At 73.0% G+C, this 22,630-nt stretch carries 20 protein-coding genes and 1 riboswitch; of the genes, 5 read left to right on the top strand and 15 right to left on the bottom strand.

The annotated features are described in order from the left end of the window. The first annotated feature begins 6 nt into the window (after positions 1 to 6). Positions 7 to 141 carry a hypothetical protein gene (locus tag ACFWBY_RS34785; protein ID WP_385335731.1) on the top strand — a complete coding sequence of 45 codons (135 nt, stop codon included), beginning with the start codon at positions 7 to 9 and terminating at the stop codon, positions 139 to 141. An 86-nt stretch (positions 142 to 227) separates the two neighbouring features. Here the strand turns inward: ACFWBY_RS34785 and ACFWBY_RS34780 are convergent, their stop codons facing one another. Further along, positions 228 to 1,799, bottom strand: coding sequence for an RNA polymerase sigma factor (locus ACFWBY_RS34780; RefSeq protein ID WP_385335729.1), 1,572 nt, complete (start codon positions 1,797 to 1,799; stop codon positions 228 to 230). A gap of 213 nt (positions 1,800 to 2,012) precedes the next feature. Beyond that, a complete protein-coding gene (locus ACFWBY_RS34775; RefSeq protein ID WP_385335727.1) occupies positions 2,013 to 2,774 on the bottom strand; it encodes a methyltransferase domain-containing protein in 762 nt (253 codons plus the stop codon). A 90-nt stretch (positions 2,775 to 2,864) separates the two neighbouring features. Next, positions 2,865 to 2,958, top strand: a riboswitch (ZMP/ZTP riboswitch). 28 nt (positions 2,959 to 2,986) lie between these two features. Here ACFWBY_RS34775 and ACFWBY_RS34770 point away from each other — a divergent pair. Further along, positions 2,987 to 3,901, top strand: a complete 915-nt coding sequence (locus tag ACFWBY_RS34770) for a bifunctional 5,10-methylenetetrahydrofolate dehydrogenase/5,10-methenyltetrahydrofolate cyclohydrolase (protein WP_385335725.1) — start codon at positions 2,987 to 2,989, stop codon at positions 3,899 to 3,901. Positions 3,902 to 3,929: 28 nt separating this feature from the next. Here the strand turns inward: ACFWBY_RS34770 and ACFWBY_RS34765 are convergent, their stop codons facing one another. The 4 genes from ACFWBY_RS34765 to ACFWBY_RS34750 form a co-directional block, all read right to left on the bottom strand. Next, on the bottom strand, positions 3,930 to 5,114 hold the full coding sequence (locus tag ACFWBY_RS34765) for an MAB_1171c family putative transporter (RefSeq protein WP_385335723.1): 1,185 nt from the start codon (positions 5,112 to 5,114) through the stop codon (positions 3,930 to 3,932). Beyond that, the gene (locus ACFWBY_RS34760) at positions 5,111 to 6,643 is read right to left on the bottom strand and encodes an NAD(P)/FAD-dependent oxidoreductase (protein ID WP_385335721.1); all 1,533 of its coding nucleotides are present in this window, start codon (positions 6,641 to 6,643) and stop codon (positions 5,111 to 5,113) included. Before ACFWBY_RS34760 ends, ACFWBY_RS34765 begins: the two co-directional genes overlap by 4 nt. A gap of 104 nt (positions 6,644 to 6,747) precedes the next feature. Next, positions 6,748 to 7,311, bottom strand: a complete 564-nt coding sequence (locus ACFWBY_RS34755) for a toxin-antitoxin system, toxin component (protein WP_385335719.1) — start codon at positions 7,309 to 7,311, stop codon at positions 6,748 to 6,750. Beyond that, complete coding sequence (locus tag ACFWBY_RS34750; protein ID WP_385335717.1) at positions 7,308 to 8,396, bottom strand: hypothetical protein; 1,089 nt, start codon at positions 8,394 to 8,396, stop codon at positions 7,308 to 7,310. Before ACFWBY_RS34750 ends, ACFWBY_RS34755 begins: the two co-directional genes overlap by 4 nt. Before the next feature lie 290 nt (positions 8,397 to 8,686). Between ACFWBY_RS34750 and ACFWBY_RS34745 the strand changes: the two genes are divergently transcribed. After that, positions 8,687 to 9,109, top strand: a complete 423-nt coding sequence (locus tag ACFWBY_RS34745) for a hypothetical protein (RefSeq protein WP_385335715.1) — start codon at positions 8,687 to 8,689, stop codon at positions 9,107 to 9,109. On the opposite strand, the gene ACFWBY_RS34740 is transcribed toward ACFWBY_RS34745, so the two are convergent. Together ACFWBY_RS34740 and ACFWBY_RS34735 are read right to left on the bottom strand one after the other, a co-directional pair. Then, positions 9,095 to 9,883: a helix-turn-helix domain-containing protein gene (locus ACFWBY_RS34740; protein WP_385335713.1), complete on the bottom strand. Its 789-nt coding sequence runs from the start codon at positions 9,881 to 9,883 to the stop codon at positions 9,095 to 9,097. The two genes, ACFWBY_RS34745 and ACFWBY_RS34740, sit on opposite strands and share 15 nt — an antisense overlap. A gap of 20 nt (positions 9,884 to 9,903) precedes the next feature. After that, positions 9,904 to 11,712, bottom strand: coding sequence for an FAD-dependent oxidoreductase (locus tag ACFWBY_RS34735; protein WP_385335711.1), 1,809 nt, complete (start codon positions 11,710 to 11,712; stop codon positions 9,904 to 9,906). Positions 11,713 to 11,936: 224 nt separating this feature from the next. Here ACFWBY_RS34735 and ACFWBY_RS34730 point away from each other — a divergent pair, with 224 nt between their 5' ends. Both ACFWBY_RS34730 and ACFWBY_RS34725 read left to right on the top strand, forming a co-directional pair. Beyond that, the gene (locus tag ACFWBY_RS34730; protein ID WP_385335709.1) at positions 11,937 to 12,242 is read left to right on the top strand and encodes a 4a-hydroxytetrahydrobiopterin dehydratase; all 306 of its coding nucleotides are present in this window, start codon (positions 11,937 to 11,939) and stop codon (positions 12,240 to 12,242) included. 17 nt (positions 12,243 to 12,259) lie between these two features. Beyond that, positions 12,260 to 13,000 (top strand): class I SAM-dependent methyltransferase, encoded by a 741-nt coding sequence (locus tag ACFWBY_RS34725; protein ID WP_385335790.1) that lies wholly within the window; start codon positions 12,260 to 12,262, stop codon positions 12,998 to 13,000. Between the two features lie 18 nt (positions 13,001 to 13,018). Here ACFWBY_RS34725 and ACFWBY_RS34720 read toward each other — a convergent pair whose 3' ends face one another. The 7 genes from ACFWBY_RS34720 to ACFWBY_RS34690 all read right to left on the bottom strand — a co-directional run bounded on the left by ACFWBY_RS34720 (position 13,019) and on the right by ACFWBY_RS34690 (position 22,555). Next, the gene (locus ACFWBY_RS34720; RefSeq protein ID WP_385335788.1) at positions 13,019 to 13,486 is read right to left on the bottom strand and encodes an RICIN domain-containing protein; all 468 of its coding nucleotides are present in this window, start codon (positions 13,484 to 13,486) and stop codon (positions 13,019 to 13,021) included. Positions 13,487 to 13,500: 14 nt separating this feature from the next. Beyond that, positions 13,501 to 14,307 carry an aldo/keto reductase gene (locus ACFWBY_RS34715; RefSeq protein WP_385335786.1) on the bottom strand — a complete coding sequence of 269 codons (807 nt, stop codon included), beginning with the start codon at positions 14,305 to 14,307 and terminating at the stop codon, positions 13,501 to 13,503. 208 nt (positions 14,308 to 14,515) lie between these two features. Further along, complete coding sequence (locus ACFWBY_RS34710) at positions 14,516 to 15,289, bottom strand: ABC transporter ATP-binding protein (protein WP_385335707.1); 774 nt, start codon at positions 15,287 to 15,289, stop codon at positions 14,516 to 14,518. Continuing rightward, entirely contained in the window at positions 15,286 to 18,159 is a 2,874-nt protein-coding gene (locus ACFWBY_RS34705; RefSeq protein ID WP_385335705.1) for an ATP-binding cassette domain-containing protein, read from the bottom strand. The genes ACFWBY_RS34710 and ACFWBY_RS34705 overlap by 4 nt, the downstream gene beginning before the upstream one ends. Positions 18,160 to 18,175: 16 nt before the next feature. Beyond that, positions 18,176 to 19,438: an ABC transporter substrate-binding protein gene (locus tag ACFWBY_RS34700; RefSeq protein ID WP_385335703.1), complete on the bottom strand. Its 1,263-nt coding sequence runs from the start codon at positions 19,436 to 19,438 to the stop codon at positions 18,176 to 18,178. A gap of 146 nt (positions 19,439 to 19,584) precedes the next feature. Further along, entirely contained in the window at positions 19,585 to 21,411 is a 1,827-nt protein-coding gene (locus ACFWBY_RS34695) for an AMP-dependent synthetase/ligase (RefSeq protein WP_385335701.1), read from the bottom strand. A 292-nt stretch (positions 21,412 to 21,703) separates the two neighbouring features. Further along, positions 21,704 to 22,555 (bottom strand): LysR substrate-binding domain-containing protein, encoded by an 852-nt coding sequence (locus tag ACFWBY_RS34690; protein ID WP_385335699.1) that lies wholly within the window; start codon positions 22,553 to 22,555, stop codon positions 21,704 to 21,706. Positions 22,556 to 22,630: the final 75 nt, after the last annotated feature.

Genomic DNA, 22,630 nt, shown 5'->3' with positions numbered 1-22,630 from the left:
GCCGCGGTGACGAAGCGGTGCGCGGGCCGGGCCGCCCGGCGCAATGCGCTGGTCCCGCTCGTGGTCAAGCCCATGGTCCGCAAGGAGACGCCCCGGGTCGAGGAGAAGCTCAAGCACCTGCTGGAGCACTCCGCGGCCTGAACACGGCCTCGTCCGACTGCCGCGAACGACAGCGCCCCCCGTTCCCGCCGAACGGCGGGGACGGGGGGCGCTGTGCGCGGGCCGGCTCAGTCGAGGTAGTCGCGCAGCACCTGCGAGCGCGACGGGTGACGCAGCTTCGACATCGTCTTCGACTCGATCTGGCGGATGCGCTCACGGGTGACCCCGTACACGCGGCCGATCTCGTCGAGGGTCTTGGGCTGGCCGTCGTTGAGCCCGTAGCGCATGGAGACCACGCCCGCCTCGCGCTCCGAGAGCGTGCCCAGGATCGACTGGAGCTGCTCCTGGAGGAAGGTGAAGCTCACGGCGTCGGCCGGGACGACCGCCTCGGAGTCCTCGATGAGGTCACCGAACTCGCTGTCGCCCTCCTCACCCAGCGGGGTGTGCAGGGAGATCGGCTCACGGCCGTACTTCTGGACCTCGATGACCTTCTCGGGGGTCATGTCGAGTTCCTTGCCCAGCTCCTCCGGAGTGGGCTCCCGGCCGAGGTCCTGGAGCATCTGGCGCTGGACGCGGGCCAGCTTGTTGATGATCTCGACCATGTGGACGGGGATGCGGATGGTGCGCGACTGGTCGGCCATGGCACGCGTGATCGCCTGGCGGATCCACCACGTCGCGTACGTGGAGAACTTGAAGCCCTTGGTGTAGTCGAACTTCTCCACGGCGCGGATCAGACCGACGTTGCCCTCCTGGATCAGGTCCAGGAAGAGCATGCCGCGGCCGGTGTAGCGCTTGGCCAGCGAGACCACGAGGCGGAGGTTGGCCTCCAGCAGGTGGTTCTTGGCGCGGCGGCCGTCCTCGACGAGGATCTCCAGCTCGCGCTTGAAGGCGGGCTTGTGGTCCTCCTCCTCTTCGAGCTTGTACTCGGAGAAGAGACCGGCCTCGATCCGCTTGGCGAGCTCGACCTCCTGCTCGGCGTTGAGCAGCGGCACCTTGCCGATGAGCTTGAGGTAGTCCTTGACGGGGTCGGCGGTGGCGCCGGCGACCATGACCGTCTGCGCCGGGGCGTCGTCCTCGTCGTCGTCGGACAGGACGAAGCCGGCGCTGCCGCCCGTCTTGGGCGTCTCCTTCTCGGCGTCGTCGTCGAGGTCCTCGGCCGCCCAGTCCTCGCCCTCGGCCACGGGGGCCTCGGCCTCGTCGCCGTCCTTGGTCTTCTTCGTCGCGGCCGTCTTCTTCACGGCGGTCTTCTTCGCGGCGGTCTTCTTGACCGTACGCTTCTTCGGCGCGGCGGCGGCCTCGGCCGCCACCTCCTCCTCGGTGCCGGAGGCCGACGGGTCGGATATCGCCGCGGCGGTGGCGGTGGCCGCCGTCTTGCGCGCGCCGATGAGGCGCGGCGGGGCAGCGGCCTTCTTGGTGACGGCGCGAGCCGGGGCGGCGGCCGCCTTGCGCGGCTTCTTGGCGGCAGCCTTCGTGGCGGGCGCGGCGCTGACGTGCAGCGCGACGCCCTCCTCGTCCAGGACCTGGTTCAGGCTGCGCAGGACCCGCTTCCACTGGTCCACCGGGATGCGACCGGCCTCGAAGGCCTGGCGCACGTCATCACCGTTGATGTGACCCTGCTCGCGGCCGCGCTCGACAAGCGCGACAAGGGCCTCGGATTCGGCGATCTCCGTGGGGAACGTACGGGACGGGCTGAGCGACACAAGGAGCCTCTCGTTGCGAACAGATAAGGGGTGGCTGGACATCATCGCGCGAACTTGGGAAACAGACCCGAGGGGGGTCTGTATTCCGGGCCGCACGAGGACACCTGTCGGTTCATCGCATGCCCGAGTCGATTCGTTACGCGCTGAATTGAGTGACCTGCGCCACGCTGTGACCGGGCAACCGTTCGGGGGTGGTCGCGTCCGCCCGTTTTGTCAGCCCGTTTTGCGGGCCTCGATGAGGAATCGGGCGGTGTGCGCGACGAACGGGCCGTCCCGTTCGATCTGTTCGTGCAGCTCGCGCAAGCGGTCCCGAAAGTGCCCGACTGTGAAACCGGGCACCATCCAGATCACCTTCCGGAGGAAGTAGATCACGGCTCCGATGTCGTGGAACTCCGTCCGCAGCCGCTCCGAGCGCAGATCCACGACCTCCAGCCCGGCCCCCGTGGCGTCGGCGACCGCGTCGTCCGGGTGCCGGCCGCGCCGGGCCTCCTCCGGCTGCGGGCCCAGGAAGTACTCGACCAGCTCGAAGACGCTCGCCGGACCCACCTGCTGGGAGAAGTACGTGCCGCCGGGCCGCAGCACCCGCGCGATCTCGTCCCACCAGATCGTCACCGGATGCCGGCTGCAGACGAACTCGAAGGCCTCGTCGGCGAACGGCAGCGGAGGCTCGTCGCGGTCCGCGACGACCACCGCGCCGAGCGGGTGCAGCAGCCGCGTCGCCTTGTCGATGTTCGGCGGCCAGGACTCGGTTGCCGCCATCAGCGGGGGCAGGGGCCCGGCCCCGGCGAGCACCTCCCCGCCGCCGGTCTGGATGTCCAGGGCCGAGCGGACCCCGGCCAGGCGCTCCCCGAGGAGCTGCTGGTAGCCCCACGAGGGGCGCTGCTCGACGGCGCGGCCGTCGAGCCAGGAGAAGTCCCAGCCGTCCACGGACACGGACTCGGCTTCCGCGACGAGATGGTCAAAGGTGGGCGTCATGTCTCGATCGTCCCAGGTCGGACGCCGGTCATCCACCGGGTTGCCGGAGCCGGGGCCCCCTCCGGGAGCTCCGGGGGTCGCCTACACTGGGCGGCGGGCCGTGACTGGCGTTCGGGTGGATCACCACCGGGGAGCGGCCCGGCGTACCTCCGTACGTCGACTGCCGCGCGCCTGGGCGAACCGCGATCCCGCAGCGACGCTCAGGAGACCCCATGACGACTGCCCAGACCGTTCCCGGCGCCCAGAGCGACCAGTCCCCTGCGGGGCGGACCGCCCGGCTGATGGACGGCACCGCCCTCGCCCGCCGCATCTCGGAGCAGACCGCCGACTACGCCGCGAAGATCACCGAGCGCACGGGCACCGCGCCCTGTCTGGCGACCGTGCTGGTCGGTGAGGACCCCGCGTCCGTCACCTACGTGCGCATGAAGCAGAACCGCTGCGCCAAGGCCGGGATCACCTCCCGCCACGTGGAGCTGCCGGCCGCGACGACCACCGGAGAACTGGTCGCCACACTCACCGCGCTCTCCGAGGACCCGGAGATCAGCGGGATCCTGCTCCAGCACCCCGTCCCGCACCACATCGACGAGCGCGCCGCCTTCGAGGCCATCGCCCCGGGCAAGGACGTCGACGGGGTCACCATGCACTCCTTCGCCGCCATGGGCTTCGGACTGCCGGGCTTCGTCTCCTGCACCCCCGGCGGCATCATGCGCCTGCTGGAGGCCTATGACGTGGACCTGACCGGCAAGCACGCCGTGGTCGTCGGCCGCAGCGCGATCCTGGGCAAGCCCGCCGGGATGCTGCTCCTGGAGCAGAACGCCACCGTCACCTACTGCCACTCGCGCACCGTGGACCTCCCGTCCATCGTCCGCCAGGCGGACGTGCTCGTCGCCGCCGTCGGCAAGGCCGAGTTCATCCGGGGCGAGGACATCAAGCCGGGCGCCGTGGTCCTGGACGCCGGGTACAACGAGGGCAACGTCGGCGACGTCCACTTCGAGTCGGCCGCCGCCCGTGCCTCGCTGATCACCCCCGTACCGGGCGGCGTCGGCCCGATGACCATCGCGGTGCTGCTGGAGCAGACCGTCCAGGCGGCCGCCGCACAGGCCGGTCTGGCACTCGCGGACCTCTGACCGGGCCGGACGGTCCCGCGGGCCCCGGTCAGACGCCCGCGGCCTGGCGGCGGGCCTCGGCCACGATCGGGGAGGCGTGGAACTCCCGGGCCAGCTCGGTGAGCGGCCGGGAGTCCAAGCGGTACGGGCCCGCGCAAGCGGGTCCGGCGCCGTCGGTGCCGGCGCCCGCGCGGTCGGCCGCCGCCCGGCGCTGGCAGGCCGCCGCGAGCATGGCCGCGTCCGCCACCAGGACGGCTTCCTCCTCGGTCCGGCCCTGGGCGCGCGCGGCTCCGTACGCCTCCTCGCGCACGGCGGGGTCGAACCAGTACACGAGCGCGAGGATGCCGTCGTCGATCACCGATTCGCGGTGGATCAGCCGGATCCCGACCGGCGACCACCAGGTCAGCGGGACGGGCCGCATGCCGCACGGGGAGAAGCCGCGCAGCGCCGCCCACAGCGGGCGCAGCCGCCGGTAGCGGCTGTAGTCCCGCCAGGGCGCCGAACCGCCGACCAGCGGCACGATGAACCCGGCCCCGACCAGCAGGGCCGCGGCGGCCCCCAGCGGTGGTGCCACATAGGTGGAGAGGTAGTCCAGGTCGCCGCCGCTCCAGTGCGCGGCCATCGCCGTCCACTTCACGACGAGGAAGGCCAGGTCGAAGACGCCCCCGGACATCAGCACGGCGAGCCCCGTGCGCAACGGGCGCATCGACGGGTCCAGGCGGCGCAGCCACTTCCAGCACAGCACCGTGAGCGCGGTGCTGCCCACGGTGTGCGCCGACAGGTAGCAGATGATCATCTCGCGCAGCCAGGGCGTGTCGGCGTAGTACGTGTCCATGTCCCGCAGCCGCTCGACCGGCGCCTCCCCCAACGCGAAGAGGACGACGATCGCCACGGTCACGGCTCCGTACGCCGCCACGGTCAGGCGGGTCGCCCGGCGCACGCCCGGGCTCGGGGGGCCGCTCCAGTGCAGGATGAGCACGATGCAGGAGCCGGAGAAGGCGGTGAGCAGGCTGTACACCAGCGGGGCCGAGAAGTTGACGACGCCGGTGAGCCTGTTGACCGCGACGATGGTCGGGGGCGCCGAGAGGAACACGGCGAGCGAGCCCACGACGAGGAGCGTGCACACGGCGCGCATGAGCGGCTGGTCCCAGCCCCGCCGTAACCTCGGCGCCTTGACGATCAGTGCCGCGGCGATCACCACGCCCGGCACGTAGAGGACGAGGCTTTCGATCATCGCGCCTGTCCGACGGGGTCGGCGGGGTCCGCGGAACCCTCGGCGACTTCCACGGCTTCCGCCGCTTCCGAGGCCTGCGGTACCTCGGGTGCTTCGGTGACTCCGGCGGGGGCCGCGGGCGCGGCCGGGCCGTCCTGGTCGAGGCCCGCGACCGTCCGCTCGGCGGCCGTCAGCGGCGCCGCCTTCAGGGCGCCGCGGCGGGAGGCGCGCAGCACCTCCCAGACCACGCCGGGGCGGACCCAGTACGTGGGCGCCTGGTTCATGGTGATGACCTGGAGCAGGGCGGCGGTGAGCGACGCCTTGGTGGTGGCGCCGGTCATCAGCCGGTCGACGTAGCCGTTCAGCAGGCCCGCTCCGGCGCGCGGCTTCATGCCGGTGGCGCCCGGGTACAGGATGTCCTGCGAGGTGGCGAGGTCCCAGGCGACGGCCACCTGCGGGGCGATGGCCCGCTGTGCCTCGCGGCCGATGGCGGGGTGCGACAGGCCCTTGGCGCGCAGCAGCGTGCGGACGGCCAGCAGGCCCTGGGCGGCGACCGTCATGCCCTGGCCGTAGAGCGGGTTGAAGGTGGCGACCGAGTCACCGACGGCGAAGAAGCCGTCCGGGAGGTCGGCCTTCTCGAAGAAGATCCGGCGGTTGGCGGTGCCCTGGGTGACGGAGACGCCGGTCAGCGGCTTCTTGCCTTCGAGGAGTTCGCCGACGATGGGGTCGCGGACCCCCTTGGCGAACGGGATGAAGGCCTCCGGGTCGGCGGTGGGCTGGCCGCCGCGGGTGCCGGACAGGGTGGCCTGCCAGCGGCCGTCCTCGATCGGGACGATGGTCGCGGTCCGGCCGGGTACGGCCACCCGGGGGTCGGACTGCACGTTGACGATGGGGAAGCCCATGGCGTGGGCGCCCTCGGGCGCCTCGAAGATGCGCGTCGCGTACACGAGCCCGGAGTCCACCCCGGCCTCCTTGAGGTCGCTGACGCCGAGCGCCTCCAGCCAGGTGCGGGCCCGCGAGCCGCGGCCGCTGGCGTCGACCACGAGGTCGGCGGTGACCAGGCGGTTCTCTTCCCCGCCGGTGTCCACCCGGACACCGGTGATCCGGTCGGCCGTGCCCTCCAGCCCTCGGACGCGGCTCTGCTGGAGGGTGGTGACACCGGCCAGGCCGATGACGCGGGAGCGGATCACCGAGTCGAGCAGGTCGCGGCTGCAGGAGATGTTGAACTGCATCTCGCCGTGGCGCGGCAGCCAGCCCTGGGCGGTCTTGGTGACCAGGTCGGTGGGCAGGCTGCGGCGGAACGCGCCGGCGGCCGTCCAGTCGTCGGTGATGCCGGGCAGGATCGCCTCGATGGCGCGCGCGCCGCCCGACCACAGGAGGTGGGTGTGCCGGGCCTGGGGGAGTCCTCGGCGCGGCTCGGGGCCGGCCGGCAGGGTGTCCGCCTCGATGATCGTGACCGTCGCGTGCTCGGCGAGGACGGCTGCCGCGAGCAGGCCGGACAAACTGCCGCCGATGACGACGGCGTGCCGGGGCGGGGAAGACTGGGGCATCGTGTGGTGCTCTCTGTCAGGCCGTGCGAAGACGCATCGGCGGAGGAGGTGCGTCGGCGGGGGAAGCGGTGGTCAGCCGCCGGGTGTGGTCACCGGGGCCGCGCTCAACGTCCCCAGCCGAACGAGCTCTTGATCCGTTCGATCGCTTCGGGGACCTGTTCCTCCCGGGGTGGTGGGAGGAACGCCTTGAGGATCTTGCCGAGGTGCAGTCCGAAGGTCTCCGCCCGGACCTCCGCCGGATCTTCCCGGTCGGCACGGGCGGCCGCCTGCCGGACGACGGAGCCCAGCCCCCGGTCGGAGCTCAGCAGCCCCGAGAGGCCGCCGTGGCGGCCCGTCAGCCGCGCGGCCACGGCCATGCCCGGGCCGTGGCGGTCGCAGGCGCCCTCGTCCACGTGCCAGAGCTCGTGGCAGGCGATGACGAGCTGGTGCTCGGGCCGGGTGCGTTCCTCGATGACGAGGAGGTCGCGCTCCTCCAGCCCGAGCCACAGCCCGCTGGCCGTGTCGGGAGGGAAGGAGGCGAAACGGAACTCGACCGGGCGCCCGCCGCGCACGCGCCCGTAGGCGGCGCAGAGGGCCCCGATGATCTCGGCGGCCCCGGCGGGCGGTGTCAGGTCCGCGGCCGCCGTCAGATCGTCGCCGAGCCTGCGCATGGCCCGTGTGGTCCTCATCGTGCTTCCCCCTCGGCGGTTCCTGCGTGGTCGGTGCGGTCGGCTGCCGCGGCGGCTCCGGTCCGCGGGCCGGCGGTTCCGCGGTCGTCCGCGCGGCGCGCGGCCGGGCTGCCGAGCTGTCCCTCCCGCGCGAGCAGATCGTCCAGGTGGTCGGCCAGCGACTTCCAGCCGGCCGGAGAGAGCCGGCCCGCCCGGGTGACGATGCTGCGCACGTCGTGCGCCCGCATCACGGCGAGCATCGGGTTCTCGGCGGGCCGCTCCGCGGCCTCCAGTTCGCGTTCGATCCCGGTGAGGGCGGCGGCCAGCGCCTCGGCGTCGTCGGCCAGCAGGAAGCCGCTCTCGACGCCGTAGAAGCGCTGGATCCCGGCGGCCGCCGCGAGGTTGGGCAGTCCCTCGCCCTGGGCGAGGCGGGTCAGCGACTGGCCCGACGCGTCGAAGGACCCGGCGATGGCGGAGAGCGAGTGGGTCTGCCCGTCCTCCCGGGGGCGGGTGCGGCGCAAGTGCTCGAACCGGCTGCGCACCTGCTCCTTCAGCGGGAGCCGGGGCGGGTTCCCGTCGAGGGTGAGCCGGACGGCCTGCGGGCTGATGCCGGTGAGGTACGAGAGGCGTTCGAGGTCTCCGGAGCCGGGCCCGGAGCCGGGGCCGGGCCCGGGCTCCGTCAGGGCGAGGGCCCGCGCCACGGCGCTCTTGCTGTCGGCCAGGAGGAAGCCGGCGTAGACCCCGAAGAACCGCTGTACGCCGGCCGCGTGGCCGAGCCGGGGCAGGCCGGTGCCCGCGTTGAGCGGTCCGAGGGAGGCGCCGGGGGCGTCGAAGTCCTCGGCGATGGCGGCGAGCGGCCACTCGCGGCCGTGCTTGTCGAGGCGGGTGGCGCGCAGCCGCAGGAAACGCTGGTGCACGCGCTCGCACAGGGGCAGTTCGGCGGCGGTGCCGGCCAGCACCCGGGGGATGCGCGCCGGTTCGACCCCGGACAGGTGGCTGAGCCGCTCCACGGCCAGTACTTGTTCCGGGTCCTGGCCGCGCCGCTCCGCCAGCGCGACGACGCGGCCCCGGGCCGCGTTGAGGTCGGGTCGGGCGGCGGCTCGCACCGGGTGTTTCTCCGTCAGTAGAGAGAAGGTTCGATCTGGTTGCTCTGCGTGAAGCCTAGCCCCCGGTTCCGTGGCGGAACAGGTCGGCCCGCAACCTTTCTTTCCGTCCGTCTCAAAGAAGGTGGGGACACCTGGCCAGGCCGACGGGCATGACCCCGGAGGTAATCGACCCGCCCCGGGCCCGGCGGCACAGTGGAGCCATCGGGTTCCGGAGCCGCGCACTCGGCTCCGGAACCCGGGTCACCCGTACGCCACCAGCACATTCGATCCTCGACGGAGGCTGATCCGCCATGTCCGCAACCCTGCTCACCGCCGTAGCCCGCACCGCCGTCCCGCGGGCCGCGCTGCGCCGCGTGCTCGCCGTCGACGCCGTCGTCACCGCGGGCAACGGCCTCGCCTACGCCGCCTTCTCCGCCCCGCTCGGCCGGCTGCTCGGCGTCGGACAGGGCCTGCTGCTGGAGCTCGGCCTGCTCCTGGTGCTCTACGGCGCGGGGGTCGGGCGGCTGGCCTCGCGGCGGCAGCCCGCGGCCTTCCCGGTGAAGCTCGTCATCGAGGCCAACTACGCCTGGGCCGCGCTCAGCCTGGTCGCCGTCGTCGTCTGGTTCACCCCCACCACAGCCGGGGCGGTGTGGATCCCGGCGCAGGCGCTCGTCGTCGCCTCCTTCGCGCTCCTGCAGCAGCTCGCGCTGCGCGCCGGCTCAGGGCGCCGTTGACCGCAGGTACTTCGCCGTCGCCGGGTCCGCAGGCAGCAGCGTCTCGATGGCCAGCTCGGCGACCGTCACGTCCATCGGCGTGTTGAAGGTGGAGATCGAGGAGACGAAGGAGAGCAGGTGCCCGTCGTGCTCGATCCGCAGGGGCAGCGCGATGTACGGGACCACTTCGTCCGGTTCGCTGTCGCCGGGCCGCTCCGGCACCGGGTAGGCGGCCACTTCCTCGTACAGCGCGCGCAGCGGCGCCGAGCGGACCAGCGCGATCTGCCGCTCCATCTGGGCCAGCAGGTGTCCTCGCCATTCGCGCAGGTTGTGGATGCGCGCCGCGAGGCCCTGCGGGTGCAGCGTCAGCCGCATCGCGTTGAGCGGACCGGCCAGCAGGTGCTCGGGCAGCCCCTCCATCAGCATCATGATGCCCCGGTTGGCCGCCACCACGTCGTACGTCGAGTCCACCACCAGCGCCGGATACGGCTCGTAACCGGTGAGCAGCCGCTCCAGTCCCTCGCGCAGCACCCCCATCGACGGATCGTCGAGCGGCGTGTGCGCGTACCGGGGTGCGTAACCGGCCGCCAGGAGGAGGGTGTTGCGGTCGCGCACCGGGACGTCCAGCCGGTCGGCGAGCCGCAGCACCATCTCCTCGCTCGGACGCGAGCGGCCCGTCTCCACGAAACTGATGTGCCGGGAGGAGGAGTCGGCGCGGCCCGCCAGCTCCAGCTGGCTGATCCCGCGCCGCTCGCGCCACGTGCGCAGCAGGGCACCCACCGTCGCAGTCGTCATGGCTCGACTTTAAGGGCTGCTCACCCCAGGTCGAAGGTGTTGCGCAGGCCGAGCCGGTAGCGCCAGAGGTCGTTGCGCTTGAAGGCCTCCACCGCCGGGGACCGGTACCGCGTCCGGACCGTGCACCGGGGTGCCTTCGAACCGTCGCGGTCCAGCAGCGAGTTGACGGCGGCGCGGGCCGACGCGTTGGCGCCCTCCATCGTCGCGAGGTCGATGTCCACGGACACGTAGTCCCCGCTGAGGAAGAAGTTGGGGACGCGGGTGCCCGCGCTCGGCCGGTTGTGGAAGGTGCCGGTCGGGTGGATCAACAGCTGGTCCTGGTTGGTGGGGTTCGGCGTACCGGTCCCGTCCACCCCCGGGTCCAGGAACCACGAGTGCAGCTTCCCGTCCGACAGCAGCGTCCTTCCGGTGTCGTTGAGCGAGGCCTTCAGCTGCGCCCACACCTCGCGGGCGATCTCCTCGCGCGTGCACTGCTTGGCCGTCTTCCCGTAGAGGATCCCGGGCTTGTCCCATTCGGAGATGTCCACCGAGAGGCAGTCCACGGCCACTCCGTCGCCGTAGTCGGCTGGGAAGTCGCGGGCCGTCCAGTGCTCGGCCTGCTGGATCGCCGTCAACGACCAAGCCGAGTCGATGCAGTTGAGGTGACCGTGCACGAGCGGCGCGCGCTCGGTGAGGTAGAACTGGATGCCGGTCATCCAGTCGGTCTCCAGCTTGTCGCAGCGTCCCAGCATCGGGTCGGCGGCCCGCAGCGCGGGGCTCCAGGTGCGGCGGGCGTGCTCGACGGGCAGGGCGCTGACGTAGTGGTCGGCCGTGACGGTCCGTACGGCGCCCGCCGGGTCCTCGACGACGACCCCGCTCACGCGGCCGTCCCCGTACCGCACCTCGCGCACCGTCCAGCCGATCTCGAACTCCACGCCCAGCGACCGCAGATGGGTCTCCCACGGGTCGATCCACGCCTCGTTGGTCGGCAGGTTCAAAATGCGGTCCGGCGGGCCGTCCGCGCCCAGCCCCAGCAGGTTGAAGACGAAGGCCTCGCCGAGCGTGCCGACCGTACGGGTGGAGGCCTCCTCGGCCTTGGTCGCCACGATGTTGCGCGTGACGCCGATGGCGAGGATGCGCTGGTACTCGGCCGACATCCGGGCAGCCCGGGTGAACTCCCACCAGGGGGTGCGCTCCCACGTGTCGTCGCGCCGCTCGTCGCAGCTGGTGAGGAAGACGAGCGCGCGGTCGACGAAGTAGGCCGTCTCGTGGAGCGGGAGGCGGACCAGTGACTGGAGGATGCCGGTGAGGGCCCGGCGCAGCTCGTCGGGGGTCAGGTCGGCGGCGGAGTGGCCGGGCCACGGGATGGGCGCGCGCAGGTCCTCGCGGCCGGCCGCGCGGGCGAACATCATCTCGCGCGGGGCGGTCAGGTTGTCCCAGACGCCGTTGGCGTTGCCGGGGAAGGGGATGCGCCGCATGGTGTCGGGCAGGTTGTGGTAGATCCCCGGGATGAAGCGGAAGCCGTGCTCGGCCGGGAGGGGGCGGCGGCCGCCGCGCGCGCTGCCGGGGACGTCCATGCTGCGCGCCTTGCCGCCGAGCGCGCGGCGCTCGTACACGGTGACGGCGTAGCCGCGTTCGGCCAGCTCGTGTGCGGCGGTGAGGCCGGCGACCCCGCCGCCGAGGACGGCGACGCGGCGCTCGCCGGCGGCCGCCGGGCGGGCAGTGGCCGGGGCGGCGGGTGCGGGGGCGGCGTGGGCGGGAGCCGCGAGGGCTCCGCCGCCGGTCAGCGCGCCTGCGGTGGCCGCGGCCCCCGCGATGAACGTGCGCCTGGAATTGCCTGTGCGCGTCACGATGGTGTCCCCTCGATGCCCGGCAGTATTACCGGCGGTAACAGTCACGTCCGGCGCAGGAGCATAAGGGTGGCGCGGTGGTCACGGAAGGCTCGGAAGTACCCGCACGCACTATGGCGCGAAACCTTCCCCGTGGCCCGCGCTGTGGGAACCTTGACCTCACGTCAGGTCAATCGGCAGCGCGCGTACGGCTACGCGTACGCACACGGGGAAGGAGCCTGCGGATGTCGAGAGAGCCGCTTTCGCAGAAGGAGATCGAGGACCGGTTGCGGGAACTCCCGGGCTGGGCCTTCGAGGACGACCGGATCGTCCGCACCTACCGGCTGGGCAGCCACTTCGCGGCGAGCGCCCTCGTCACCCACATCGCCTCGGTGCAGGAGGAGCTGAACCACCACTCCGACCTCACCCTCGGCTACAACACCGTCCGGCTCCGCGTGAACACGCACGACGCCGGAGACGTCGTCACCGACGCCGACTTCACCCTCGCCGAGCGCGTCGAGTCCCTCGCCCCCGCCCACGGCGCCGCCTGATGCCGATGGCGCGCCCCCTGCTCGACTACGACGCCGAAGCCGCGGCCTACGACGCCACGCGCGGCGGCGTCCCGCGCGCCGAAGCCGCCGCCGCCGGGGTACTCGGGCTGCTCCCTACCACCACCGGGACCCTGCTCGACCTCGGCTGCGGCACCGGCATCGTCACCACCCGGATAGCCGCCGCCCGCCCCGCCCTGCGCGTCCTCGGCGCCGACGCCTCGCACGGGATGGCCGCCATGGCCCGCTCCCGGGGCGTCCCGGTGGTCCACGCCTCCGGGACGCGGCTCCCGATCCGCACGGGTGCGCTCGACGCGGTGAGCGCGGTCTGGCTGCTGCACCTGCTGCGCGCACCAGGCGTGGCGGCCGCGGTGGTCGCCGAGGCCGGGCGGGTGCTGCGGCCCGGCGGGGTGTTCGTCACCACCGTCGACAAGGACTCCGCCCACGACGTCGGCAGCGACATCGACGAGGTGCTCGCCCCGCACCTGACCCCCACCCCCGCCGACTCCGCGCAGGCCGTCACCGGCTACGCGGCCGCAGCGGGCCTGCGCCCCGCCGGCGAAGCCCGGTTCACCGGGCACGGGCAGGGGCGCACCCCGCGCGGGAGCGCCGCCGCGCTGCTCGCCGGGCGGTACGCCTCACGGGTCCGCCCGCGCGGGGCCACCCCGCGCGAACTCGCGGACCGCCTGGAAAGCCTGCCCGGGCCGGACATCCCGCGCGCGGAGCCGGAGTACCTGCTGCGGGCCTTCGTACGCGACTGAGGCCGCCGCGCGGACCGGTCAGACGGACTCGAGGCGCCACCACTGCGAGGGCGAGTCCTCGTCCTCGCACTGGCGGGCGCCGCCCTGCGCGTCCGCCTCCAGCGACAGACCGCTGATGGCGGCGATCAGCGAGACGACACCCGGGTCGTCGAGGTGCTCCTCGACGACCCACTCCTGCGCCCCGAAGGCATTGGCCTTCCACACCTGGACCCGGGCGCCGCTCTCGGTCGACGCGTTCGCGACGTCGAGCCGCTTGCCGTTGTGCACGCTGACCACGTGGAAGATCCCGCCGCCGCTGTGGACCGGCGTGATCTCCCACTGCCGGGACGCGGCCGGTTCGCCGTCCGCCCCGACGCGCACCCGGTTGCCGCTCTCGACCTGGAGCATCAGCCCGCTGGCGACGTTGCGGATCCGGTACACGCCGTCCGGCGGCCGCCGCCGCGCCGGCTCGGGGTCCACGGGGCGCGCGGGGCCCGCGGGATCCATGGGGCTCACGCGGCTCAGAAGTCGAACTCGGCCGGGTCGGGACCGATCCGGCGGCCCGAGGCGCCCTCGCCCAGGGCGTCCAGTGCCGCGATGTCGGCCGCGTCCAGCTCGAAGTCGAAGACGTCCAGGTTCTCCCGGATCCGCGAGGGGGTCACGGACTTCGGGATCACGATGTTCCCCAGCTGCAGGTGCCAGCGCAGCACCACCTGCGCGGCCGAGCGGCCGTGCTTGGCGGCGATCGCGGTGACGGCCGGCAGCGTGAGGAGGTCCTTGCCCTGGCCGAGCGGGGACCATGCCTCGGTGGCGATGCCGAGGCGCGCGTGCACGGCGCGCAGTGCGGCCTGCGGAAGGAGCGGGTGCAGCTCGACCTGGTTCACGGCCGGGACGAGGGAGCTCTCGGCGCCGAGCCGCTCCAGGTCCGCGGGGCGGAAGTTGGACACACCGACGGCCTTGGCGCGGCCGCTCGCCGCGATCTCCTCGAAGGCCTTCCAGATGGCGACGAAGTCGTCGCGCATCGGGCGCGGCCAGTGGATCAGGTACAGGTCGATCTCGTCGAGTCCGAGCTTGGCGAGCGAGGCGTCGAACTCCCGCAGCACGTTGTCCCGGCCCCAGGTCTCGGACTTGCCGTTCCACAGCTTCGTGGTGACGAACAACTCCTCGCGCGGTACCCCGGAGGCGGCGATTGCCTTGCCGGTGCCCGCCTCGTTGCCGTAGATCGAGGCGGTGTCGATGCTGCGGTAGCCCGCCTCCAGCGCGGAGCCGACGGCCCGCCGGGCCTCGTCGTCCGCGATCTGCCAGACGCCGAAGCCGAGCTGGGGCATGAGCGTGCCGTTGTTGAGCTTGACGGCGGGTACCTGGTGGGGATCCTGGTTCACGTCGGGTCGTTCCCTCGGTTCGTCGCGGTCGTACGGGGTACACGTACGACCGCGACAACCGGGCCCCGCGGTGGCCTATTCCCGCTGTACGGGTGAACCCCGGCCGACGACTCCGGGCGCCGACCACGCCCCCGACCACGCCTCCGGGCGCCGCCTACGCCCCCAGGTACGCCTCCCGGACCCGCGCGTCGGCCCGTACCTCGCAGGCCGTGCCCTCGGCGAGCACGCTCCCCAGGTCCAGGACGACCACGCGGGTGCAGAGGTCCATCACGAAGGCGACGTTGTGCTCGACCAGCAGCACCGCGCAGCCCTCCTCCTCCGCGAGGCGGCGCACGACCTGCGCCAGCCGCGCGCGCTCGGGCGCCGACATGCCCGAAGCGGGCTCGTCCAGCAGCAGCACCCGGGGCGGATCGGCCACGGCGCGCGCCAGTTCCACCATCCGGGCCCGCCCCACCGGCAGACCGCCGGCGTACGAAGCCCCGAGAGCCCCGATGCCGCAGTCCGCCAGCATCCGCGCGGCCCGCTCCCGCCGCTCCCGCTCCAGGCGGCGCCGGGCGGGCGAAGCGACCAGATCGGCGGCGAGACCCCCGCCACCGCCCCGCCACTCCTGCGCGACGAGGACGTTGTCGGCCACGCTGAGCTGCCCGAACAACTGCTGGCGCTGGAACGTCCGGCGCATTCCGTGACGGGCCCGCCAGACGGGGGAGCGGCGGGTGATGTCCGCCCCGTCGAGCAGCATCCGCCCCTCGTCGGGCCGGCGGATACCGGACAGCACGTCGAACAGCGTCGTCTTCCCGGCCCCGTTCGGACCGATCAGCCCGCACACCTCGCCGGCCCGCACCCCGACGTCGACGCCGGACAGCGCCTTCACCCCGCCGAAGCGGACACTGACCCCGGAAGCCTCCAGGACATAGGGCTCCGCCGTCATGTCGCCATCCCCAGGTAGGCCTCGGTCAACCGGTCCGTCTCCACCTCGGAGCGAGGGCCGCACCAGGAGACCCGGCCCTCGGAGAGGTAGGCGACGGTGTCGGCGATCCCGAGGATCTCGGCCGCCTTCTCCTCCACCAGCAGCAGCGCGGTCCCGGCGTCACGGAGCTCGGTGAGCAGCCCGTACACCTCGTCGACCACGCGCGGCGCGAGCCCGAGCGAGGGCTCGTCCGCGATCAGGACCTCCGGCGGGCGCTGCAGCAGCGGGGCGAGGGCCAGCATCTGCTGCTCGCCGCCGGACAGCGCGCCGGCGGCGACGGAGCGCCGCTCGCGGAGCCGCGGGAACCGGTCGTAGACGGCGTCCCGCGCGGCCGGGTCCGTGAGGTAGAGCGCCAGGTTCTCCTCGATGGTGAGCGCGGGGAAGACCCCCCGTCCTTCGGGCGCCAGCAGCACCCCGGCGCGGGAGCGCCGCACCGCGCCGTCCCGGGTGGCGTCCCGCCCGTCCACGTGGACGCTCCCGGCGATGACGGGCAGCGCTCCGGCCGCCACCTTGCAAGCGGTGCTCTTCCCGGCCCCGTTGGGTCCGAGCACCGCCAGGATCTCCCCGCGCCGCACGACGAGATCCACCCCGTGCAACACGAGCCCGCCGTCGTAGCCCGCCGCAACGCCGCGCAGCTCCAGGGCGGGAGAATCAGCCCCGCCGGCGCCGTTCCAGCCCGCCCGGCGTTTGAGGGCCGGGGTCCGGGGCGGAGCCCCGGTTTCGGGAAGGGGCGGGGTGGGGGAAAGCCCCGCAGGGCCCACCCCGGCGTCGCCGCTAGTCCTGGCCGCGGGAACGGCTTCGGCCCCGGCCCCGGCCCCGACTCCCGCCCCGGCCCCGGCCCCGACTCCCGCCCCGGCCCCGGCCCCGACTCCCGCTCCGGCTCCGGCCGCGGTCACGGCTGCGGTCACGGAACCGGCCAGGGCCCCCGCCCGCCGCCGCGCCAACCGCACCGGAACGGCCGCGCAATACCCGTCCGGATCATTGGCCAAGGCCAACCCCGCCAGCCCGAACAGGATGACCGGCAGGTGCGCCGAATCCGTCACGTAGTCCGCCATGACCCGTGGGGCGACGGCGAAGACCAGTCCCGCCACCACCGCGTACTGCGGCCGCCGGACGCCCGCCGCCACGACCACCGCCAGCCACACCAGCCCGGTCATCGCCGTGAAGTCGGTCGCCGTGATCCGGGTGTTGTACGAGGCGTACATCACCCCGCCGAAGCCGGCCAGCCCCGCCGACAGCGTGAACAGCAGCAGTTTCGTCCGCAGTACGGACACCCCGGAGGCCATCGCGGCCGCGGGAGCCGATCGTACGGCGAGCATCGCCCGCCCCGACGGCGAGTTCCGCAGCGCGCTCAGCCCGGCGGCGACCACCGCGACCAGGACGACCAGCGCCACCCCGAGCGCGCGGTCGTCGGACAGGTCCACCGGCCCGAGGACGGGGCGCGGGACCGACCACCCCGAGTCCCCGTTGCGCAGCCACCGCATCTGGAAGAGCACCTGGTCCGCCAGGAACGCCAGCGCCAGCGTCGCCAGTGCCAGGGACCGCCCGCCGAGCCGTAGCGCGGGCAGTGCGACCAGCGCCCCCAGTACGGCGGCCACGCAGGTCCCGACCGCCAGCGCGGCGAGGAACGGCCAGCCGTGGCTCATCAGCAGCCCGGCCACGAGCGCGGCGCCGGTCACGAAGGTGCCCTGGGCCAGCGAGACCATCGCGCCGAGTCCGGTCACCACGGTGAAGGACATGAACACCAGCGCCAGCGCGAGCCCTTGGGCGAGGAGCCCGCTCCAGAACGGCGTGGTCACGGTGTAGAACGCGACACCCAGGGCCGCGCCCAGCGCGGCCCACACCCCCCACCGCCGCCCCCACGCGGCCCCGGCCAGGTGGTCCACCGGGGCCACGTCCACCGCGGCGGTCCCGGCGGCGCGCGTGCGCCGGGTGAGCACGAGGAGGCCGCCGAAGAGGATCAGGAAGGGCACGGCCGTCCTGAATCCGGTGATGGAGTCCGCGAAGGAGGCGTAGCCGACGACCAGGTTCTGCAGCACGCCCAGCCCCAGCCCGCCCGCGAACGCGAGCGGGACGGAGGCGAACCGCCCGATCACCGCCGCCGTGGCCGACACGAACAGGAACAGCGTGAAGTCGTGCGCCGACAGCCCCAGCAGCGGTGTCGCCAGCACTCCCGCCAGCCCGGCCAGCCCCGACGCGATCATCCACGCCACCGACGAGAGCCGGTCGGCGTCGATCCCGCGCAGTTCGGTCAGCGAGCGGTTGTCGACGGCGGCCCGCAGCCGCAGCCCCAGCCGGGTGTGCCGCATCAGCACCCACAGGGCCACGGCGACCAGGGCCGTGGCCACCCAGGTGATCAGCTGGTCGGAGTCGATGCCGACGTCGGCGGTGAGCTGCCAGGCCGTGGCGGGGCTCGGCCCCACCCCGGGCAGCCCGAACTGGTTCTCCGCCGGCGCCAGCGGTACGCCCGCCTCCGTCAGCAGTTCCACCGCCCACAGCCCGGCCGCCGGGAGCGCCACGAGCAGGCCGATGGTGGCGACGATCTGAGCCGTCTCGCCGACCTGCGCGAGCCGCCGGAACATCAGCCGGTCCAGTGCCCACCCGAGCCCGGGTGCCAGTACGAGGACCACCAGCAGCGCCGCCGGGACGGCGGGCCAGCCCAGGCCGGAGTGCAGTTCGTAGAAGGTGAGAGCGCACAGGTAGGCGGTGGCCCCGTGCGCGAAGTTGAACAGTCCGGACGCCGAGTACGACAGCACCAGCCCGGTGGCGAGCAGTGCGTACAGGGCGCCGGACACCAGACCGCTCAGTACGAAGGCGAGCAGATCCCCCATGCCGTTTCCCGGCCCGCTACTTGAAGGGGATGGGCTCGTGGCACTTGAACGGTACGGAGACCTCGTACGCGCCGTTCTTCAGCTGGACGAGTGCGCCGCAGCCGAAGCTGTCCTTCTGGCCCTTGGGCTCCGAGCGGTCGCCGACGAGGGTGCCGGTGTCGGAGAAGCCCTGCGCTGCGGCCTGGAAGGACTTGACGGTCAGGTCCTTTCCGGCCTTCTTCGCGATGGACACGAACAGGTCGGCGGACATGTACCCGGTCATCATGTGCATGTTGAGCGGCACTTCCTGCCCGCCGGACGCCGCCTTGATGTCGGCCTTGAACCGGGCCATCTTCGGGTCGGCCGATTCGAAGGGCTCGAACTGCAGCAGGACGTGCACGCCGTCGAGGGCCTGCTTCGTGGCGTCCTTGGCGAGCAGGCCGGGGTCGTAGTCGGTCGGGTCCGAGAGCAGCCCCTTGTACCCGCTGCGCTTGAGCGAGGTGAACAGGCCGATGTTGCTGGGGGTCTGCATGACGGAGACGACCGCGTCCGGGGCCTTGCCGTCGTTGCTCTCCAGGATCTCCTTGACGTAGGCCGACCAGTCGCTCGGCACGGCGGTGCCGGGCACCGAGGCCTTGGCGTAGGCGACCTTGAACCCGGCACTGCCGAAGCCCTGTTGGAAGGTGCGCACGCCGAACTTCCCGGCGTCGCTGTCGTTGGCGATGATCGCGACGGACTTGCCCTGGGCGCCGCCGAGCACCGTGGCGATGCCCTCGGGCCAGGTCTGGTTGATGGTGCCGCCGGGGGTGGGGACGAGGCAGCCGTTGAACCCGTAGATGTACTGGGGGCCGCAGAAGGAGGGGAGCGTGCCCCAGCCGAAGGTGGGGACCTTCTCCTGCTCCAGGAAGTCGGCGCCGGAGAAGGTGACCGAGCTCATGGGGGAGACGGCGAAGACCTTGTCCTGCTGGACGAGCTTGCGGGCCGCGGCCAGGTTCTTGGCCGGGTCCTGGCCGTCGTCCTCGGCGCCGATGTAGTCGATCTTCCGTCCGTTGACGCCGCCCTCGGCGTTGGCTCTCATGTAGCGGGCTTTGGCCCCGAGGTCGGTGTCCTTCTTGCTGTAGCCGCTGGCGCTGGTCATCGACACGATGCCGCCGACCTTGATCGCCTCCGCGCTCACCCCGCGGGAGTCGCCGGCGGCCCCCGGCTTGTCGGCGGAGGAGCCGTTGGAGGCGGAGTTGCAGGCGGAGACGAGGGCGAGAGTCGCCGCCGCGGCGGCCAAGGTGCGGATCGGTCGCAACATGTGTGGGATCCCCTCCGGTCGGAATTCCCGCATTCTGTGCGTGACCTGACGCATCGTCAATAACAATCACCAACTGGAGTGACGATGCGTCAGATGTGGTGCGTCAGATGTGGGGGTGGGGGTCGCCGCCGCCCTCCCGGATGCGGTCAGGACTCGTAGAGGGCCGCCACTTCCGCCTCGTAGGCCTTCTCGATCGCCCGCCGCTTCAGCTTCAGGGAGGGCGTCAGAAGACCCCGCTCCTCGGTGAACTGCTCGGCCAGGACGCGGAACGTGCGGATCGCCTCGGCCTGCGAGACCAGGGTGTTCGCGGCCACCACCGCCCGGCGGACCTCAGCCGTCAGATCGGGGTCGAGCACCAGGTCCGCCACCCCCGGCAGCTGCGGGCGCCCGCGCATCGCCAGCCAGTGCGCGACGCCCTCCATGTCCAGGGTGAGCAGGGCCGCGATGTACGGCCGGTCGTTGCCCACGAGCACGCACTGCGAGACGAGCGGATGCGAGCGGACCCGTTCCTCCAGGGCGGTCGGCGCGACGCTCTTGCCGTTGGAGGTCACCAGGATCTCCTTCTTGCGCCCGGTGATCGTGAGGTAGCCGTCCTCGTCGAGGCGCCCCAGGTCCCCAGTGGCCAGCCAGCCGTCGTGCAGCACCGCCTCGGTGGCGCGCGGGTCGTTGAGGTACCCGGAGAAGACGTGGGCTCCGTGCAGCCAGACCTCTCCGTCGTCGGCGATGTGGACGGTGGCGCCGGGTATCGGCCGACCGACGGTCCCGTACTTGGTCGCCCCGGGCGGGTTCGCGGTGGCCGCCGCGCACGACTCGGTCAGCCCGTACCCCTCGAACACCGTGACTCCGGCGCCGTCGAAGAACAGCCCGAGCCGGCGCGACATGGCGGAACCGCCGGACATGGCGTGCCGGACCCGGCCGCCCAGCGCGTCTCGCACCTTCCCGTACACCAGCTTCTCGAAGAGCTGGTGCTCCATGCGCAGCTTGGCCGAGGGCCCGGGTCCCATGCCGAACGCCTTCTGCTCGCGCGCCTCCGCGTACCGTACGGCCACGTCCACCGCCCGGTCGAAGGGCCCGGTCCGGCCCTCCGACTCGGCCTTGCGGCGGGCGGCGGCGAAGACCTTCTCGAAGACGTAGGGGACACCGAGCACGAACGTCGGGCGGAACGCGGCGAGGTCCGGCAGCAACTCGGCCGCCGCCAGCACCGGCTGGTGCCCGAGCTTCACCCCGGACCGGACCGCCGCCACCTCCACCATCCGCCCGAAGACGTGGGCGAGCGGCAGGAACAGCAGGGTGGAGGGCTGTTCTCCGGGCCCGGCCTGGAACACGGACTCCCAGCGGGCGACCATGGTGTCGGCCTCGAACATGAAATTGCCGTGGGTCAGCACACAGCCCTTGGGGCGGCCCGTGGTCCCCGAGGTGTAGATCACGGTGGCCGTCGCATCGGGCGTCACCGCGCCCCGGTGGCGGTGCACGACGTCTTCGGAGACCTGCCGGCCGTCCTCGGCCAGGGTGTCCACCGCGCCCGCGTCCAGCTGCCAGAGCAGGCGCAGGCGCGGCAGCCGCTCGATGACCGAGCCCACGGTCATCGCCTGGTCCTCGTCCTCGACGACGCAGGCCGTGCACTCGGAGTCGTACAGGATCCAGTACACCTGCTCGGTGGAGGACGTGGGGTAGACGGGGACGGGCTGGGCGCCGATCGCCCAGAGGGCGAAGTCGAAGAGGGACCACTCGTACCGGGTGCGGGACATGATCGCGACCCGGTCCCCGAAGCGGATGCCGTGCGCGAGGAGCCCCTGGGCCAGGCGCGTCACCTCGGCCGCCAGTTCGGCCGCGGTCACGTCCTGCCACACGCCGTCGGTCTTGCGGCCGAGCACGATCCGGCCGGGGTCCTCGCGGGCGTTCTGGAAGACGGCGTCGGCCAGGCCGCCGACGGGTGAGCCCGTGACGACGGGTGGGACGGTGATCTCGCGCAAGGACCCGCTCCTCTCCGCACAGCGCGGTGACGCTACCCCAGCCCTCCCCGTCGTTGATCAACGGGCGAAGACCTCCACAAGACCTCCCCAGCCGGAGCCCGGGGCCGTGACCACGGAGATGTCGACGCCCCCCGGCGCGTCCGGTTGTGGTCGCGCGCCGCCGGGAAGGCTCGCCGACCGCCCCGCCGCCCCGCCGTCCCGCCGTCCCGCCGGACCGCCGCCCCGCCGGACCGCCGCCCCGCCGGACCGCCGGGCCGCCGGACCGCCGGACCGCCTGGCCGCCGGGGCGGCGTCAGGCCGCGCGGGTCAGGCGGTCCGCGCCCGAGAGGATCGCCGCCGCCAGGGCTTCGGCGGCGGCCGACACCCGAGAGCCGCGCAGCAGTGCGAACTCCACCGGGCCGAGGTCCGGCAGGCCGCCCACCCGCACCAGCCCCGGCGGGATCAGGCCCCGCGCGTGCGCCATGACACCCAGCCCCGCCCGGGCCGCCGCGATCAGACCGCTGAGGCTGCCGCTCGTACAGGCGATCCGCCAGGGCCGGCCGTCGGCATGCAGCACGTCCAGTGCCCGCGCCCGCGTGATCCCGGGCGGCGGGAAGACGATCAGCGGGACCGGTCGGTCCGGGTCCACCCGCAGGCCCTGCGCCCCGATCCACACCATCCGGTCCCGCCACACCAGCCGTCCCCGCGCGTCGGCGTCCCCGCGCCGCTTGGCGAGTACGAGGTCCAGCCGCCCGGCGTCCAGCCGCTCGTGCAAGGTGCCCGACAGCTCCACCGACAGTTCGAGCTCCACCTCGGGGTGCTCGTGCCGGAACGCCTCCAGGATCTCCGGCAGGCGGGTCAGTACGAAGTCCTCCGAGGCGCCGAAGCGCAGCCGGCCGCGGATCCGGGTCCCCGTGAAGAAGGCAGCCGCGCGCTCGTGCGCCTCCAGGATCGAGCGGGCGAAGCCGAGCAGCGCCTCGCCGTCCTCGGTGAGCTCGACGCTGTGCGTGTCGCGCAGGAAGAGCGGCCGGCCCGTGGCCTCCTCCAGGCGCCGTACGTGCTGGCTGACCGTGGACTGGCGGACGCCGAGCCGTGCGGCGGCCTGCGTGAAGCTCAGCGTCTGGGCGACGGTGAGGAACGTGCGCAGCTGGACGGGGTCGTACATGCCGCCCACCTTAGGGTCTCCGCCGGAAGCCGCCGAGGGCCGCGGTCATCGTGGTTGGTCGGGGTTGGTCACCCG

It is taken from the genome of Streptomyces sp. NPDC060049 (genome assembly GCF_042736715.1).
Classification (GTDB): Bacteria; Actinomycetota; Actinomycetes; order Streptomycetales; family Streptomycetaceae; genus Streptomyces.
Note: the sequence above shows the minus strand (reverse complement) of the source record. Positions and strands in the feature narration are given on the sequence as shown.